Origin of the sequence: Pseudomonas sp. B6(2017) (assembly GCF_002112765.1) — a bacterium.
GTDB classification, from domain to species: domain Bacteria; phylum Pseudomonadota; class Gammaproteobacteria; order Pseudomonadales; family Pseudomonadaceae; genus Aquipseudomonas; species Aquipseudomonas piscis.
Genome location: NZ_NEIQ01000002.1, coordinates 84,182 through 99,093, shown reverse-complemented (window position 1 = coordinate 99,093; position 14,912 = coordinate 84,182). Strand labels below are relative to the sequence as shown.

18 protein-coding genes are annotated in these 14,912 nt (G+C 62.7%); 10 read left to right on the top strand and 8 right to left on the bottom strand.

What is annotated here, in order from left to right:
• The first annotated feature begins 6 nt into the window (after positions 1-6).
• Positions 7-1,173, top strand: a complete 1,167-nt coding sequence (locus CAG11_RS03720) for a 1-acyl-sn-glycerol-3-phosphate acyltransferase (protein WP_053132005.1) — start codon at positions 7-9, stop codon at positions 1,171-1,173.
• A 67-nt stretch (positions 1,174-1,240) separates the two neighbouring features.
• On the opposite strand, the gene CAG11_RS03715 is transcribed toward CAG11_RS03720, so the two are convergent.
• On the bottom strand, positions 1,241-1,528 hold the full coding sequence (locus CAG11_RS03715; RefSeq protein ID WP_177409094.1) for a hypothetical protein: 288 nt from the start codon (positions 1,526-1,528) through the stop codon (positions 1,241-1,243).
• Between the two features lie 190 nt (positions 1,529-1,718).
• On the opposite strand from CAG11_RS03715, the gene CAG11_RS03710 reads away from it, so the two are divergent.
• Positions 1,719-1,925, top strand: coding sequence for a hypothetical protein (locus tag CAG11_RS03710; RefSeq protein ID WP_085594790.1), 207 nt, complete (start codon positions 1,719-1,721; stop codon positions 1,923-1,925).
• A gap of 133 nt (positions 1,926-2,058) precedes the next feature.
• On the opposite strand, the gene CAG11_RS03705 is transcribed toward CAG11_RS03710, so the two are convergent.
• Positions 2,059-2,643 carry a YajG family lipoprotein gene (locus tag CAG11_RS03705; RefSeq protein WP_022640866.1) on the bottom strand — a complete coding sequence of 195 codons (585 nt, stop codon included), beginning with the start codon at positions 2,641-2,643 and terminating at the stop codon, positions 2,059-2,061.
• A 206-nt stretch (positions 2,644-2,849) separates the two neighbouring features.
• Between CAG11_RS03705 and CAG11_RS03700 the strand changes: the two genes are divergently transcribed.
• Together CAG11_RS03700 and mqo are read left to right on the top strand one after the other, a co-directional pair.
• Entirely contained in the window at positions 2,850-3,083 is a 234-nt protein-coding gene (locus CAG11_RS03700) for a hypothetical protein (protein ID WP_085594789.1), read from the top strand.
• A 745-nt stretch (positions 3,084-3,828) separates the two neighbouring features.
• Entirely contained in the window at positions 3,829-5,340 is a 1,512-nt protein-coding gene (gene mqo, locus CAG11_RS03695) for a malate dehydrogenase (quinone) (protein WP_085594788.1), read from the top strand.
• Between the two features lie 90 nt (positions 5,341-5,430).
• Here mqo and CAG11_RS03690 read toward each other — a convergent pair whose 3' ends face one another.
• From CAG11_RS03690 to CAG11_RS03675, 4 genes are all read right to left on the bottom strand, one after another.
• The gene (locus CAG11_RS03690) at positions 5,431-5,718 is read right to left on the bottom strand and encodes a PA4642 family protein (RefSeq protein WP_085594787.1); all 288 of its coding nucleotides are present in this window, start codon (positions 5,716-5,718) and stop codon (positions 5,431-5,433) included.
• A gap of 63 nt (positions 5,719-5,781) precedes the next feature.
• Positions 5,782-6,267, bottom strand: coding sequence for a hypothetical protein (locus CAG11_RS03685; RefSeq protein WP_022640870.1), 486 nt, complete (start codon positions 6,265-6,267; stop codon positions 5,782-5,784).
• Between the two features lie 146 nt (positions 6,268-6,413).
• Positions 6,414-6,887 carry a WbuC family cupin fold metalloprotein gene (locus CAG11_RS03680; protein WP_085594786.1) on the bottom strand — a complete coding sequence of 158 codons (474 nt, stop codon included), beginning with the start codon at positions 6,885-6,887 and terminating at the stop codon, positions 6,414-6,416.
• 3 nt (positions 6,888-6,890) lie between these two features.
• Positions 6,891-7,448, bottom strand: coding sequence for a hypoxanthine-guanine phosphoribosyltransferase (locus tag CAG11_RS03675; protein ID WP_031320504.1), 558 nt, complete (start codon positions 7,446-7,448; stop codon positions 6,891-6,893).
• A gap of 165 nt (positions 7,449-7,613) precedes the next feature.
• On the opposite strand from CAG11_RS03675, the gene upp reads away from it, so the two are divergent.
• Positions 7,614-8,252: a uracil phosphoribosyltransferase gene (upp, locus tag CAG11_RS03670; RefSeq protein WP_022640873.1), complete on the top strand. Its 639-nt coding sequence runs from the start codon at positions 7,614-7,616 to the stop codon at positions 8,250-8,252.
• 2 nt (positions 8,253-8,254) lie between these two features.
• Entirely contained in the window at positions 8,255-9,529 is a 1,275-nt protein-coding gene (locus tag CAG11_RS03665) for a uracil-xanthine permease family protein (RefSeq protein ID WP_022640874.1), read from the top strand.
• A gap of 54 nt (positions 9,530-9,583) precedes the next feature.
• On the opposite strand, the gene hemH is transcribed toward CAG11_RS03665, so the two are convergent.
• Together hemH and CAG11_RS03655 are read right to left on the bottom strand one after the other, a co-directional pair.
• Entirely contained in the window at positions 9,584-10,606 is a 1,023-nt protein-coding gene (gene hemH / locus CAG11_RS03660) for a ferrochelatase (RefSeq protein WP_085594785.1), read from the bottom strand.
• Between the two features lie 13 nt (positions 10,607-10,619).
• On the bottom strand, positions 10,620-11,522 hold the full coding sequence (locus CAG11_RS03655; RefSeq protein WP_085594784.1) for a TIGR01777 family oxidoreductase: 903 nt from the start codon (positions 11,520-11,522) through the stop codon (positions 10,620-10,622).
• A 194-nt stretch (positions 11,523-11,716) separates the two neighbouring features.
• On the opposite strand from CAG11_RS03655, the gene CAG11_RS03650 reads away from it, so the two are divergent.
• From CAG11_RS03650 to CAG11_RS03635, 4 genes are all read left to right on the top strand, one after another.
• Positions 11,717-12,703 (top strand): NAD(P)/FAD-dependent oxidoreductase, encoded by a 987-nt coding sequence (locus tag CAG11_RS03650; RefSeq protein ID WP_085594772.1) that lies wholly within the window; start codon positions 11,717-11,719, stop codon positions 12,701-12,703.
• Positions 12,700-12,915 carry a TIGR02450 family Trp-rich protein gene (locus CAG11_RS03645; protein ID WP_085594770.1) on the top strand — a complete coding sequence of 72 codons (216 nt, stop codon included), beginning with the start codon at positions 12,700-12,702 and terminating at the stop codon, positions 12,913-12,915. Before CAG11_RS03650 ends, CAG11_RS03645 begins: the two co-directional genes overlap by 4 nt.
• A gap of 117 nt (positions 12,916-13,032) precedes the next feature.
• Positions 13,033-13,983 (top strand): DUF523 and DUF1722 domain-containing protein, encoded by a 951-nt coding sequence (locus tag CAG11_RS03640; RefSeq protein ID WP_085594768.1) that lies wholly within the window; start codon positions 13,033-13,035, stop codon positions 13,981-13,983.
• A 3-nt stretch (positions 13,984-13,986) separates the two neighbouring features.
• Positions 13,987-14,910 (top strand): MerR family transcriptional regulator, encoded by a 924-nt coding sequence (locus tag CAG11_RS03635; RefSeq protein WP_085594766.1) that lies wholly within the window; start codon positions 13,987-13,989, stop codon positions 14,908-14,910.
• Positions 14,911-14,912 lie beyond the last annotated feature (2 nt).

Here is a 14,912-nt window from a genome sequence, read left to right as displayed (position 1 = left end):
GAGAGCATGATGGGCGAATTCGATGCCATCCGACCTTACCACGACAGCGAAGTACCAGCGGTGCTGGCCCGGCTGCTCAGCGACAAGGCATTCCTAGATATCCTCACCCACTTTCGCTTCCCGCGTTTTGCCAACACTTTCGGTTGGCTGCTCAAGCCCCTGATCGCTCACCGCCTGCGCCGCGAATTCGCCGGCATCACCTCGGTGGCGACCTTGCAGGACAAGGTCGAGTTCTATGTCGACCACACCATCGAGCGCGCCACCGACGGCGTGACCTATACCGGCGTCGAGCAATTCAAGTCGGGAACCGCCTACGTGTTCCTGGCCAACCATCGCGATATCGTCATGGACCCGGCGTTCGTCAACTATGCGGTCTATCACGCCGGCCTGCCGACCCCACGCATCGCCATCGGTGACAACCTGCTGCAGAAACCGTTCGTCAGCGATCTGATGCGCCTGAACAAGAGCTTCATCGTGCATCGCTCCCTCAGCGGGCGGAGGGAAAAGCTCGCGGCCTACCAACTGTTGTCGGCCTACATCAACCACTCGATCCGCAACGACGGCCAGTCGATCTGGATCGCCCAGGCCGAGGGCCGGGCCAAGGACGGCGACGACCGTACCGAGTCGGCGATCCTCAAGATGTTCCACATGAGCCGCAAGGACGAACCGTTCGGCGAAGTGATCCAGTCACTGAACCTGACGCCGGTGTCCATCAGCTACGAATACGACCCTTGCGACCAGGCCAAGGCCCGGGAGCTGTATATCCGCGCCACCACCGGCAGCTACACCAAGGCACCGGGGGAAGACGACGTGAGCATCGCCAAGGGCATCACCGGCTACAAGGGCCGGGTCCACGTGAACTTCGCCACGCCCATCAGCGAAAAGTTCGAAGATACCAAGCAACTGGCCATGGAAATGGATCGGCAGATCCTCGGCGGCTACCGGCTGTTCCCGGTGCACTACCTGGCCTATGCCCAGTGGAGCGATGCCGATCCGCAGCTGCAGGTGCCCAGCGCCGCCGAGGTGTTCCCGGCCCAGGAACTGGCCAAGGCCGAGCAGGAATGGCAGCGTCGCCTGCAAGAATGCCCGCCGGAGCATCGCCCCTACCTGGTGCTGCAGTATGCGACCCCGGTCCGCAACCAGTATCGGGTCAAGGCCGGCCTGGCGCTGTAGAGCCCGGGCTGCTAAAGCACAACGGCGCCTGCGGGCGCCGTTGTCGTATTCGTGGCCAGGTGGGCGATCAGAACCGCGTGCTGATCCAGGACACCAGCAGCGCCAGGCCCAGGCAGGCGAAACCGAAACGATAGAAGAAGCGGTTGATGCGCAGGGTGGCCGGGTCGAGCATCAGCATGGGCTGGTCCACCGCCCGTTCTTCACTCTGGACTGCCAGGTTGGCCAGGGCCCGCTGCTCGCGGCGACGAGTGGCGTGCAGCAGCCAGCTGCCCGGGCAGGCCAATAGCAGGGCGAACAGGTTGATCAGCTTGCCGGGATGGGCACTGAACATCGACCAGAACATTTGCAACGACATCATGAACCTCGAAAAAGACCGGTGTTCGGGCCGTCGAGTGCGCCCGCGGCGCGGATTCTACTCAATCCCCGGGCGGCCCCGCGGACCTTTCCGACCAGTAACGAGGCGCCGGACAATTAATTTAGATCGTCATCTTTTCGTCATCTGAACAAGCCAGTCTGTCGCCCCTCGATGCCCCACGGAGCTTGTCATGTTGCATGCAGAAAACCAGGACCGCCTCTACCTGATCGCCCCTAGCGAGGAACAGCAGGCGCTGGTCGGAGCCCTGGCCTTCAACGTCCAGGATCGCCATTGGCTGGTGTATTGCGCCCTTGGCGGGCATCAACACGCGGACTTGCCGGAGACCGACCTGCTGACCGGCGTCAGCGTGCTGGACCTCTACGTCGAAGCGGCGTGAAGCACTGCCCGACAGGCAACGAAAAAGCCCGGCGTCCAAGGGACCCGGGCTTTTTTGCATCTGTCGGCTTATAGCGTCAAACAAGACCGTGTGGGCTTGCTCGCAGCCGGCGACGGCAGCTACAGGGCGCGCATCACTCGCCGAGGATCTGGCCGATGCTCGGGTCCTTGAACAGACGGGTCAGCGCGTCGCTCAGTACGTCGCCCACCAGCTTGGTGTTGGTGTCCTGGTTCGGCGCCATGCCGAAGCGCTGGTCCAGGGAAGCACCATAGCGGCCGCTGTAGCGGCGGTTGGCGTTCTGCACATCGGAGCGGAAGGTCGCACCGATGGTCGCCTCGGTCACGTACATGCCTTCCTTGGGCGATTGATACTTGAGCTCGGCCAGGGTCACGGTCAACTGGGGGGCATTGCTGCCACCGGTGGTCGGGGTAAAGCCCAGCAGGCGCACCGCAGCTTCGGCCTGGGCCTGCAGCTTGGGCAGGATCTGCGCGCCCTGCACGGTGATCGAGCTGGTTTCAGGGTACAGGCCACCACGTGTGCCCAATACAGGGGACGAACGGCCATCGACCACCCTCACCACCACCGGCTGGCCATGGCCCACTGGCGCCAGCTGGGAGGTGAGCTTGGGCTCCGGAGTGAGTTGTTGCGGGCTGTGGGCGCAGCCTGCCAGCGACAGGCTGGCCACAGTGATCAAACCGAACAACAGGCGTTGCAACATGCTCATTTCTCCAGGAATCAGGCACAAACAGGCCCGCAGTATAGCGGTGCACGACAGCGGCAAACCAGCATTGTCGGGGACTTAAGTCATCACTCGGACAGGTCCCGTACAAGCAGGTTCCTGTAACCTGCCGTTCACCCGTAATACACGATGATGTAACGGCTCGGCGGCATGCTTATCGTCAATGACACACTAGGTGCCTGGTCATGAAGCTCCTTCGCTCCCTGTTCGCTCCACGCCATGAGTTCCGTAGCTTCGCCCTGCTGGATTGCCAGGGCCGCTGCCAGGCATTTCGCCACAGTATCGAGGCACCTGTCGGCGACGGCTGGGTGGAAATCCAGGAGATCCGCCTGAACTGGCTGCACCAGATGCTGCCCGCCAGCGCCCGCGTGAGCCCGCGCAGCCTGGTCACCGGGGCGCGACCGATACTGGCCACCTGACCAAAAGCCTAATAAAAGTCGCGAAACAGGATCATTTCTGCACATTTCTTCGTTACAATCTCCCCCCGATTATAAGGACGTCTCCTGATCGGGCCTCGCAGTACCGCCAACGCCACTGCCTTGGCACCCCGCACCGCCCACAGAGAGCCGCCCACACAGATCGAGTGAAGCTGGCGTGCTTGCTGTTGTCCCACCTTGCAACCCTCCACTTTTCACGAATCTGCAGAGCTGCCATTGCTCGGACACTTATGCTGTTCGCCCGTCGTGCCCGCATGCCCCTGTCATGCCGGTACCACCGCTCGGGCCAGGTGCCAGGCCGAGGCAGCCCTTTTTTGAGGTTCACGTCTTCAAAAGAGCGTGAAAAAACGGGTTTTCACAACTTCACAAGAGTGTGGCGAGCAAATGAATAGTTTTGCGTCTGAACTGGCACCATTAGCCTCTACAACAGCCCGATTACACAGGTCCGAGCGCTCCTCGAGAGCTGAAGCTTGAAGCCTGTCCGCTGACGGATTTGGTTGCACTGGCGGATGTATCGACCATAAGTCGAATTGCCCCGAGGCTCCCCGAGATGCGTTCATATGCACCTTGAGGCCCGGTTGGTAGCGTCCGCAGAAGTTGCAAAGAATTGCGAAGACTCGGACATGGCAATCCTGGCCATGGGTAACCTGGGGCACCACGTGAATCGCCCCGTCACTCCTGGCAGCCATGCCGTCAATTTGGTGCTGCAGATTTTGGAGACGCGTTAATGGCGCATAACGAAGCAGTAGACGTTGTATTGGTCGGGGCCGGCATCATGAGTGCCACCCTCGCTGTACTGCTCAAGGAGCTCGACCCCGCGATCAAGCTGGAAGTCGTCGAGCTGATGGATTCGGGTGCCGCGGAGAGTTCCAACCCGTGGAACAACGCCGGTACCGGCCACGCCGGCCTCTGTGAGCTGAACTACACGCCGCAGGCCGCCGATGGCAGCATCGATATCAAGAAAGCCGTGCACATCAACACCCAGTTCGAGGTGTCGAAGCAGTTCTGGTCCTACCTGACCCGCAAAGGCACCTTCGGCTCGTCCAGGTCCTTCATCAATCCGGTGCCGCACCTGAGCTTCGTCCAGGGCGACAAGGGTGTCGCCTACCTCAAGAAGCGCCATGAAGTGCTGAGCCAGCACCATGCCTTCGCGGACATGGAGTACACCGAGGACAAGGCCAAGATGGCCGAGTGGATGCCGCTGATGATGCCGGGCCGCCCGGCGGATGAAACCATCGCCGCCACCCGGGTCATCAACGGTACCGACGTCAACTTCGGCGCCCTGACCAACCAGTTGCTCAAGCACCTGACCAGCGCCCCCGACGCCCAGGTCAAGTACTGCAAGCGCGTCACCGGCCTCAAGCGCAACAAGGCCAACGGCTGGACCGTGAGCATCAAGGACGTCAACAGCGGCAACACCCGCGAAGTCGACGCCAAGTTCGTCTTCCTCGGCGCCGGCGGCGCGGCCCTGCCGTTGCTGCAGGCTTCGGGCATCGAGGAGAGCAAGGGCTTCGGCGGCTTCCCGGTCAGCGGCCAGTGGCTGCGCTGCGACAACCCGGAAGTGGTCAAGCACCACCAGGCCAAGGTCTACAGCCAGGCCGCCGTGGGTTCGCCACCGATGTCCGTACCGCACCTGGATACCCGCGTGGTCGATGGCAAGAAATCCCTGCTGTTCGGACCTTATGCCGGCTTCACTACCAAGTTCCTCAAGCACGGTTCGTTCCTGGACCTGCCGATGTCGGTTCGCGCCGGCAACATCGGCCCGATGCTGGCCGTGGCTCGCGACAACATGGACCTGACCAAGTACCTGGTCAGCGAAGTCATGCAGTCCATGGAGCAGCGCCTGGAATCCCTGCGTCGGTTCTATCCTGAAGCCAAGGCCGAGGACTGGCGCCTGGAAGTGGCCGGCCAGCGGGTGCAGATCATCAAGAAGGATCCGAAAAAAGGCGGCATCCTGCAGTTCGGCACCGAATTGGTGGCCGCCAAGGACGGTTCCCTGGCCGCCCTGCTGGGCGCCTCGCCTGGCGCCTCGGTGACCGTATCGATCATGCTGGAACTGATCGAACGCTGCTTCCCGGCCAAGACCAGCGGCGAATGGGCCGCCAAGCTCAAGGAAATCTTCCCGGCAAGGGAAAAGGTCCTGGCTACCGACGCCGCGCTGTATCGCAAGATCAACAGCGAGAACAATCTGCGCCTGGAGCTGGTGGAGCCAAGCAAGGAAACCGAAAGCTACGCTTGAGCCGCGACCATGAAAAACGCCCCGTCCTTTGCAGGACGGGGCGTTTTTTTATGCCTGGCCAATAGCTTCGGCACACCGGACAAAGCGCAATCAGCCGCGGGCCTTGTCCAGCAGTTCGATGTAGTCGGCGCCGTTGCGCTGGTCACGGATCAGCTCGACGAAGGTCTTGCCCTGCTCGTCCCGGCCGTCCAGGTCGTAACCGGCGGCGACGAAAAAGCCCAGGAAGCGCTCGAAGTCATCGATACGCAGGCCGCGATAGGCCTTGATCAGCTTGTGCAGGGACGGCGAGGTGGCATCGGCCGGTTCGAAATCGAGGAACAACTTGACCTGCTCATCACCGATCTCGTCACCAATCACTTGTTTCTTATCTTTACGCATCGCCGACTCCAGCTCGCAGACATTTCACAGGGCGGGCAGTTTACCTCCAGCCCGCCTCCAGCCTCAACGCGGACGCACGCTGCCGGTATGCAGGTCGGCCCAGATGTGGCCGTTGGCATAGCTGAGGAACTGGCAATACACGGTGTCGTTGCGCAGCAGGTCCATCACCGCCCGGTACTGGGCCAGCGGGTAATAGAGGGTCAGGGTTCGGCTCTGGGCATCGTATTGCGGTTTTTTCAGGCTTTTGCTTTCGCCATCGAAGTTGACCAATACCTGGCTGATGGTGGCGCCCTTGTTCAAGGGCTTGCCCTTGAGCCGCACCCAGACCGGCGAAGTTACCGGAATCGGCTGCTGGTTGGACTGGCGCTGGCTGCCGATGACCACCGAATATTCGGTGACCTGCAGCAGTTGCTGTTGTTCAGGCACCGCATCGCGCAGGGTCAGGTCGTCCGGCGGCAGGAACTGCCCATGCAAGGGCGCCGGGGCGGCCGCCAGGGGCAGGCTCAAGCTCAGAAGAAGGACTGCGCTACTGCGAATCAACAGGCTCATGACAGGCTCCAGGCAAGGGCCGAGCACTCTAGCACGGCTTTCCCCGGATATTGCAGCCACCAGGCGGCCATCAATGCCGAAGGCGGCGTTCCCCGGGGGAAAGCGCCGCCTTCAGTGATTCACCCCTTGGCAGGATCGCGGGCGGGTCAGTCGAACTGCGCGCGCATCCAGGCCAGGTATTCGGCTACGCCGGGCTCGCCTTCGCGGGGCGCCCAGGTCGCTTGTTCGTTCGCATTCAACGCACGATAAGGCCCGGCCTTGCATTCGAACATCAGGCTATCGGGCTCCAGGGCCACCAGGCCATGGAACACCCCAGCCGGTAGATCCACGCCAACGCAGTCGCCGCCGGCCTGCAGCTCGCGCTTGTCCTGGACCTGGCCGGCCTCATCGAAGACCAACAGGCCCAGGCGGCCCTTGAGCACCAGCAAGGTCTCGGCTTTATCGGCACTCAGGTGGCGATGGGGCGGGATATAGGTCGAGGGCTGCAACCCCACCGCCAGGCGATGGCAGGGCTCTTCCATGGCGTGGAAGTTGTGGTGCTGGCGACCACGGGGGTTGGCCGCGGCCTTCTCTGCCAGGTCGCTGAACAACGCTTGATCGAGAAAGCTCGGCCCGGCCATGTCTTACAGGCCCTTCACGGCATAGATGCCGGCGGCGTTGCGCCAGTAGCCCTTGTAGTCCATGCCGTAGCCGAAGACATAACGGTCGACGCAGGGCAGGCCCATGTAGTTGGCCTTGAGGTCGGGACGGGCCTTGCGGTCATGATCCTTGTCGATCAGTACCGCGGTATGCACGGCGCGGGCGCCGGCATGGTGGCAGAAATCGATGATGGCGGTCAGGGTGTGCCCTTCGTCGAGGATGTCGTCGATGATCAGCACGTCGCGGTCGATGAAGGAGATTTCCGGCTTGGACTTCCAGAACAGCTCGCCACCGCTGGTTCCGTTGCGATACCGGGTCGCATGCAGATAGGAGGCTTCCAGGGGAAAACGCAGGTGCGTCAGCAACTTGCCAGCGAAGATCAGCCCGCCGTTCATGACACAGAACACCACCGGATTACGCTCAGCCAGTTCTTCAGTGATTTGTGCACCGATCCGGGCGATGGCCGCCTCGACTTCAGCTTCGGTGTACAGGCAGTCAGCCTCGCGCATGATTTGACGGATATGCTCGAGATCAGCGGACATGGCGCTCTCCAGGGGGGTGGCAGTTTCGGAAAAGCGGGCAAAGGTACGCATCCGGCCCGGTCAGATCAAGCGTTTCTGGACTAACGTACTTCATGTCTATAGGACATCAACCCCGGATAGATTAATCTAGGCCGGTTTTTTTGCCCGCCGCCGGAGCCTTTCCCTATGCCCATCCATGAGATCCGCCATCCGCTGATCCGTCATAAACTTGGCCTTATGCGCCGCGCAGACATTAGCACGAAGAATTTTCGCGAACTCGCTCAGGAAGTCGGCGCCCTGCTGACGTACGAAGCCACCAAGGACCTGCCCCTGGAAAGCTATGAGATTCCAGGCTGGTGCGGCCCCGTCCAGGTGGAAAAGATCGCCGGCAAGAAGATCACTGTGGTGCCTATCCTGCGTGCCGGCATCGGCATGCTCGAAGGCGTGCTGAGCCTGATCCCGGGCGCCAAGGTCAGCGCCGTGGGCGTGGCCCGCAACGAGGAAACCCTGCAGGCCCACACCTACCTGGAAAAACTGGTACCGGAAATCGACGAGCGCCTGGCGATGATCATCGACCCAATGCTGGCGACCGGCAGTTCCATGGTCGCCACCATCGACCTGCTGAAGAAAGCCGGTTGCCGGGACATCCGCGCCATGGTCCTGGTGGCCGCTCCCGAAGGCATCGCCGTCGTCCAGCAGGCTCACCCGGACGTGACCATCTACACCGCGTCCATCGACCAGAAACTCAACGAGCATGGCTACATCATTCCTGGCCTGGGTGATGCCGGTGACAAGATCTTCGGCACCAAGCAGAAGGACTCCTGATCATGCAGGATGAGTTCAACGATCCGCTCTGGCGCCAGGTGTTGTCTGGCGCCCAGATGCTCTTCGTAGCCTTTGGCGCCTTGGTGTTGATGCCGCTGATCACCGGTCTTGACCCCAACGTGGCGCTGTTCACGGCGGGTCTTGGGACTCTGTTGTTCCAACTGGTCACCGGTCGCCAGGTACCGGTGTTCCTGGCTTCGAGCTTCGCCTTCATTACCCCGATCATCCTCGCCAAGGGCCAGTTCGGCCTGGCCGCGACCATGGGTGGGGTGATGGCGGCAGGCTTCGTCTATACCTTCCTCGGCCTGGCGGTGAAGATCAAAGGCACCGGTTTCATCGATCGCCTGCTGCCGCCGGTAGTGATCGGCCCGGTGATCATCTCCATCGGCCTGGCCATGGCTCCCATCGCCGCCAACATGGCCATGGGCAAGGCGGGCGATGGCAGCGAGCTGATCCATTACCAGACCGCCATGATGATCTCGATGCCGGCGCTGCTCACCACCCTGGTGGTGGCGGTGTTCGGCAAGGGGATCTTCCGCCTGGTACCGATCATTTCCGGGGTGCTGGTGGGCTTCGCCCTGTCGTTCTACTTCGGCGTGGTGGATACCGCCAAGATCGCCGCCGCCCCGTGGCTGGCGTTGCCGCATTTCACGGCACCGGAGTTCAACTGGCAGGCGATCCTGTTCATCGTTCCGGTGGCCCTGGCCCCGGCCATCGAGCATATCGGCGGGGTGATCGCGGTAGGCAGCGTGACCGGTCGCGACTACCTGAAGAAGCCCGGCCTGCACCGCACCTTGTTCGGTGACGGCATCGCCACCACCGCTGCCGGCCTGTTCGGCGGCCCGCCCAATACCACCTACGCCGAAGTGACGGGCGCGGTGATGCTGACCAAGAACTACAACCCGAAGATCATGACCTGGGCAGCGGTATTCGCCATTTCCCTGGCCTTCATCGGCAAGTTCGGCGCATTGCTGCAGAGCATCCCGGTACCGGTGATGGGCGGGATCCTCTGCCTGCTGTTCGGTTCGATCGCCGCCGTGGGCATGAACACCCTGATCCGCCACAGGATCGACCTGGGCGAGGCACGCAACCTGGTGATCGTCTCGGTGACCCTGGTGTTCGGTATCGGCGGGATGCTGGTGGGTAGCGGTACCGGGCAGGACGACTTCGGCCTCAAGGGCATCGCCCTGTGCGCCATCGTCGCCATTGCCCTGAACCTGATATTGCCGGGCAACGACGGCTGGAAGAACAAGAAGTCCGACGACCCCCTGATCTGAAAACACCTTCGCCGACCGGTCCTGCAATCAATGAGGGCCGGGCCGGCGAAACCTCTATAGCGCCAGGGGTGCCCGCAGGCACAAGGCGTTCAAGGCCTGGGCCCATTGCGGGTCGTCATTCAGGCAGGGGACCAGCACCAGGTCCTCCCCCCCTGCGGCACGAAACTGCTCACGTCCACGATCACCGATCTCTTCCAGGGTCTCGATGCAATCGGCGACGAAGGCCGGGCACATCACCAGCAACTTCTTCACGCCCTGCTTCGCCAGCTCATCCAACCGAGCCTCGGTATAGGGCTCGATCCACTTGGCCCGCCCCAGGCGCGACTGGAACGACACCGACCATTGCTCGTCAGCCAGGCCCATTTGCCCGGCGAAGGCCTTGGCCGTGCGGAAACACTGGCCGCGATAACACTTGGCGAGCACCTGCGGGGAGGCATCCTGGCAGCAGTCACCTGCGCCATCCAGGCTATGCCCCGGATTGAGCTTTTGCAGGTGCCGCTCGGGCAAGCCGTGGAAACTCAGCAGCAGGTGATCGAAGGATTGCTCCAGATGCGGCCTGACACTGGCGACCAGGGCGTCGATGTACTCGGGTTCGTCGTAGAAAGGCTGCAATACATTGAGCTGCACATCCAGGCGGTGCTCGCGTATCACCCGCCGCGCCTCTTCGACCACCGTGGTCACGGTGCTGTCGGCGAACTGGGGATAAAGCGGCGCCAGGGTGATCTTGCGCTGCCCCTTGGCCGCCAATTTCAGCAGCGCCGATTCGATCGATGGCTCGCCGTAGCGCATCGCCAGCTCCACCGGCCCGCACTTCCATTGCTCGCTCATCACTCGCTGCAAGCGCTGGCTTATGACCACCAGCGGCGAACCGTCCTGCCACCAGATCGATTGGTAGGCATGGGCCGACTGGGCCGGACGCTTGATCAGGATCAGCGACACCAACAGGCGCCGCACCGGCCAGGGCAGGTCGATCACATAAGGGTCCATGAGGAACTGATTGAGGTAGCTGCGCACATCCGCCACGGAGGTGGAGGCCGGCGAACCGAGATTGACCAGAAGCAACGCGTGATCGGTCATGCAACGTCCTATTTCAATGGCGGCTGGACACATCGTCCAGGGCCGCGGGCAAATCGGTGAACTGGAAAGTGAAGCCCGCTTCCAGCAAGCGCGCGGGCACGGCACGTTGGCCTCCCAGCAGCAACAGCGACAACTCGCCCAGCGCCAGGCGCAGGACAAAGGCCGGTAGCGGCAGCAATGCGGGCCGGCGCAGGACTCGCCCCAGGGCGGTGGCGAACTCGCGGTTACGCACCGGCTGCGGCGCGCAGGCATTATAAGGACCCCGTGCCGCATCCTGATGCACAAGAAAATCAATCAGGGCGATTTGGTCATCGATGTGGATCCACGGCATCCACTGCCGACCGTTGCCGATCGGACCACCCAGGCCCAGCTTGAACGGCAGCAGCAGGCGCGACAAAAAGCCGCCGTCGGCGGACAGCACCAGGCCGGTGCGCACCAGCACCACGCGCACACCCATGGCTTCTGCACGCTGGGCGGTTTCTTCCCAGGCGATGCACAGCTGGCTGGCAAAATCTTCGCTGACCGGCGGAGAGTCCTCGGCCAGCTCCCGTTCTCCACCGTCGCCATACCACCCCACCGCAGACCCGGAGACCAGCACCCGGGGCTTTTGCTCGCGGCTCTCGATCCAGGCCAGCAGGGTTTCAGTAAGGGTGATGCGGCTGGCCCACAGCAGCGCCTTGCGCTTGTGGGTCCAGGGACGATCGGCTATGGGCGCGCCGGCCAGGTTGATCACCGCATCCAGCGGCGCCTGGTCCAGCTCTTGCAGAGATTTGACTGCCCGTACCTGGGGCCCGCACAAGGCGGCAACTTTATCAGGCTGGCGACTCCATACACTCAACTGGTGCCCCTGGGCCAGCCAATGGCGACATAACGCCCGCCCGATCAAACCAGTACCGCCGGTCAGCAAGATATGCATGACGTGTTCCTCGCGTGGCGTTTTACCCGAATCCCTAGTCTATTTTTATAAGCAGGGATCTTTTCAATCGGGCAGGCTGCGTTTTAACGATAGACAACCTGCACAACCGATGACGCCGAAAGCTATACCAAAGAACAACATTGTACAGGTTTTGGCAGCGGCGTAGTCTGTACAAAAAGGTAAACGAGGCCCCTATGACAGTACCCATTGCAATCATTGGTACCGGCATCGCCGGACTCTCCGCCGCCCAGGCGCTTCGAGACGCCGGGCACTGCGTCCAACTCTTCGACAAAAGCCATGGCAGCGGTGGCCGCATGGCGAGCAAGCGCAGCGACGCCGGTAGCCTGGACCTGGGAGCCCAGTACTTCACCGCCCGCGATCGCCGCTTCGTCACCGAAGTCCAGCGCTGGCAGGCCCAAGGCTGGGTCGCCGAATGGACACCGCAGCTCTACAACTCCCATGCCGGCCAGCTCAGCCCTTCCCCCGACGAGCAAACCCGCTGGGTCGGCGCGCCGCGCATGAGCGCCATCACTCGCGCCCTGATCGGCGACCTCGAAGTGCACTTCGCGTGCCGTATCACCGAAGTCTTTCGCGGCGAGCGGCACTGGCACCTGCAGGATGCCGAAGGCTCCAACCATGGGCCGTTCAGCCATGTGATCATCGCCACCCCGGCGCCACAGGCCACCGCCCTGCTGGCCGCCGCGCCGAAACTGGCGGCAGTCGCCGCCGGAGTGAAGATGGACCCGACCTGGGCGGTCGCCCTGGCCTTCGAAACACCCCTGGAAACCCCGATGCAGGGCTGTTTCGTCCAGGACAGCCCACTGGACTGGCTGGCCCGCAATCGCAGCAAACCCGGGCGTGATAGCCACCTCGACACCTGGGTCCTGCACGCTTCCAGCACCTGGAGTCGACAACACATCGACCTGCCCAAGGAGGCCGTGATCGAGCAGCTGCATGGCGCGTTCGCCGAGTTGCTGCACAGCGTCATGCCCGCTCCCGCCTTCAGCCTGGCGCACCGCTGGCTCTATGCCCGCCCTGCTACCAGTCACGAGTGGGGTGCCCTGGCCGACGCCGACCTGGGCCTGTACGCCTGCGGCGACTGGTGCCTGTCCGGGCGTGTCGAGGGCGCCTGGTTAAGTGGCCAGGAGGCTGCTCGCAGACTGCACGCGAACCTGCAGTGAACCGGATCGCCCCGCGTAAATTGCTGCTGTCGAAATGGACAGCAGCCCACCCGCAGCATCGCGAGAAGCATTTTCTCGTCACCAAACTGTTCTGCAATGAAGAAGGCCGTGTGCTGGAAGTCCAGCTGCAGGCGGTCCTCAGCTGCCGCAACCAGCGCCTGGATTGGCAAGCCCTGAAAGACGACCGCCTATGGCGGATCGGCTGGCATTGAACGCAGCGAGCAGCCGCCAATACCTGTACAAATAATTTGACTTGTACAACTTTAAACCTATGATGGAAAAAAGTTGTACACGCTTCGTTTTATGTACAGGTATCCGGAGGCCGAACCATGACCGCCAAGCCGAAAATCGCCATCAGCGCCTGCCTGGCCGGCGCCGAAGTCCGCTACAACGGCGGCCACAAGGAATCCCGCCTGTGCAGCCGGGTACTCGCCGAGCACTTCGAGCTGGTGCCGCTTTGCCCGGAGGTCGCCATCGGCCTGGGCGTCCCTCGCGAACCGATCAGACTGGTGCAGGGCAACGACCAGCCACGGGCCATCGGGACCCTGGACGAAGCCCTGGATGTCACCCGCCCCCTACAGGACTACGCCGAACGGATGGCCGCCGAAATGACCGACCTGTGCGGCTACATCTTCATGCAGGATTCACCCTCCTGCGGACTGGAACGGGTCAAGGTCTACGAGGGCAGCGGGCCTCATCATCGGCGCGATGGCCGTGGTGTATATGCGCGGGTTTTCTGCGAGCGACGCCCTGACCTACCAATGGAAGAAGCCGGACGCCTCAACGATCCGGTGCTGCGGGAAAACTTCCTGGCCCGGGTCTACGTCTACCGCGACTGGCAGGTCCTGCTCGAGCAAGGCCTGACTCGCCGCGCCCTCACCGAATTCCATGCCCGCTGCAAATACCTGCTGATGGCCCATCACCCGGTGCAGTACAAGGTCCTCGGCCACCTGCTGGGCAGCATGGGCAGACAGGATGCGGCACAGGTCGGCCCACGCTATTTCAGCCAATTGATGAACGCCTTGAGGCAATGCGCTACCCGGGGTACCCACAGCAATGTGCTACAGCACCTGAGCGGTTACTTCCGGCAGGCCATCAGCGCCGAAGACAAGCAGGAAATGCAGCACCTCATCGGCCAGTATCGCCAGGGCATCGTGCCCCTGGTGGTACCCCTGACCTTGCTCAAGCATCACTTGCGCCGACACCCCGATCCCTATATCGAGCGGCAGCTGTACCTGCAGCCGCACCCGGAAAACCTCAGCCTGCGCAACGCGATCTAACCCATGGAACCCAATCTCTTGCCCGCCACGGCTCCCCAAGGCAGCCCGGACCAGGAGTGGTTGCCGATCCGCGAGATCGCCCGGCTGACCGGCGTCAATGCAGTCACCTTGCGCGCCTGGGAGCGGCGCTACGGACTGATCGTGCCCCACCGCACGCCCAAGGGGCACCGCCTGTACACCCGGGAACAGGTGCAACAGGTGCTGACCATCCTGACCTGGCTCAACCGTGGCGTCGCGGTCAGCCAGGTCAGGCACCTGCTCGAAAACGCCCCGGCGTTCAGCGTCCCGGCGCAAAACGATTGGCAACGCCTGCGCCAGGTACTCAGGCAAGCCATCGGCCAGCTGGCCGAGCGCAAGGTCGACGATGCCTTCAACCAGGCCATGGCCCTGTATCCACCGCGCACCTTGTGCGAGCAGCTGTTGATGCCGCTGCTGGCGGAGCTGGAACAGCATTGGCAAGGGCAAGTCGGCAGCCAGTCCGAGCAGGTGTTCTTCTATTCATGGCTGCGCAGCAAGCTTGGCGCCCGGATCTACCACAACAACCGCCAGGTGCAGGGCGCGCCGCTGTTGCTGGTCAACCAATCGGACCTGCCCCTGGAACCCCACCTGTGGCTCACCGCCTGGCTGGCCAGCAGCGCCGATTGCCCGGTAGAGGTCTTCGACTGGCCCCTGCACGGGGGCGAACTGGCCCTGGCCACCGAGCGCCTGCAAGCCCGGGGCCTGCTGCTGTACTCCAGCAAGGCGCTCAACCCCGTCCAACTGCCGCGGTTGCTGGGCGGCATCGCCTGCAAAAAATTCATCGCCGGACCCGCGGTGTGCATCCACCCCGCCGAGTGGTCCGCATGTATCACTGAAATCGCCGATCTGTACCTGGCCCAAGACCCGATTGCGGCCTACCAGGCACTGCTCGAGCGAGGCCTTTTCTGACT

Bases quoted from the DNA above. Each gene is read 5' to 3' on its own strand.
- CAG11_RS03680 (WP_085594786.1), bottom strand. From the start codon at position 6,887: ATGGCCGGGCCGAGCTTTCTCGATCAAGCGTTGTTCAGCGACCTGGCA.
- CAG11_RS03705 (WP_022640866.1), bottom strand. From the start codon at position 2,643: ATGTTGCAACGCCTGTTGTTCGGTTTGATCACTGTGGCCAGCCTGTCG.
- CAG11_RS03690 (WP_085594787.1), bottom strand. From the start codon at position 5,718: ATGCGTAAAGATAAGAAACAAGTGATTGGTGACGAGATCGGTGATGAG.
- CAG11_RS03655 (WP_085594784.1), bottom strand. From the start codon at position 11,522: ATGCATATCTTGCTGACCGGCGGTACTGGTTTGATCGGGCGGGCGTTA.
- CAG11_RS03650 (WP_085594772.1), top strand. From the start codon at position 11,717: ATGACAGTACCCATTGCAATCATTGGTACCGGCATCGCCGGACTCTCC.
- mqo (WP_085594788.1), top strand. From the start codon at position 3,829: ATGGCGCATAACGAAGCAGTAGACGTTGTATTGGTCGGGGCCGGCATC.
- CAG11_RS03700 (WP_085594789.1), top strand. From the start codon at position 2,850: ATGAAGCTCCTTCGCTCCCTGTTCGCTCCACGCCATGAGTTCCGTAGC.
- hemH (WP_085594785.1), bottom strand. From the start codon at position 10,606: ATGACCGATCACGCGTTGCTTCTGGTCAATCTCGGTTCGCCGGCCTCC.
- CAG11_RS03665 (WP_022640874.1), top strand. From the start codon at position 8,255: ATGCAGGATGAGTTCAACGATCCGCTCTGGCGCCAGGTGTTGTCTGGC.
- CAG11_RS03710 (WP_085594790.1), top strand. From the start codon at position 1,719: ATGTTGCATGCAGAAAACCAGGACCGCCTCTACCTGATCGCCCCTAGC.
- upp (WP_022640873.1), top strand. From the start codon at position 7,614: ATGCCCATCCATGAGATCCGCCATCCGCTGATCCGTCATAAACTTGGC.
- CAG11_RS03635 (WP_085594766.1), top strand. From the start codon at position 13,987: ATGGAACCCAATCTCTTGCCCGCCACGGCTCCCCAAGGCAGCCCGGAC.
- CAG11_RS03640 (WP_085594768.1), top strand. From the start codon at position 13,033: ATGACCGCCAAGCCGAAAATCGCCATCAGCGCCTGCCTGGCCGGCGCC.
- CAG11_RS03685 (WP_022640870.1), bottom strand. From the start codon at position 6,267: ATGAGCCTGTTGATTCGCAGTAGCGCAGTCCTTCTTCTGAGCTTGAGC.
- CAG11_RS03720 (WP_053132005.1), top strand. From the start codon at position 7: ATGATGGGCGAATTCGATGCCATCCGACCTTACCACGACAGCGAAGTA.
- CAG11_RS03715 (WP_177409094.1), bottom strand. From the start codon at position 1,528: ATGTCGTTGCAAATGTTCTGGTCGATGTTCAGTGCCCATCCCGGCAAG.
- CAG11_RS03675 (WP_031320504.1), bottom strand. From the start codon at position 7,448: ATGTCCGCTGATCTCGAGCATATCCGTCAAATCATGCGCGAGGCTGAC.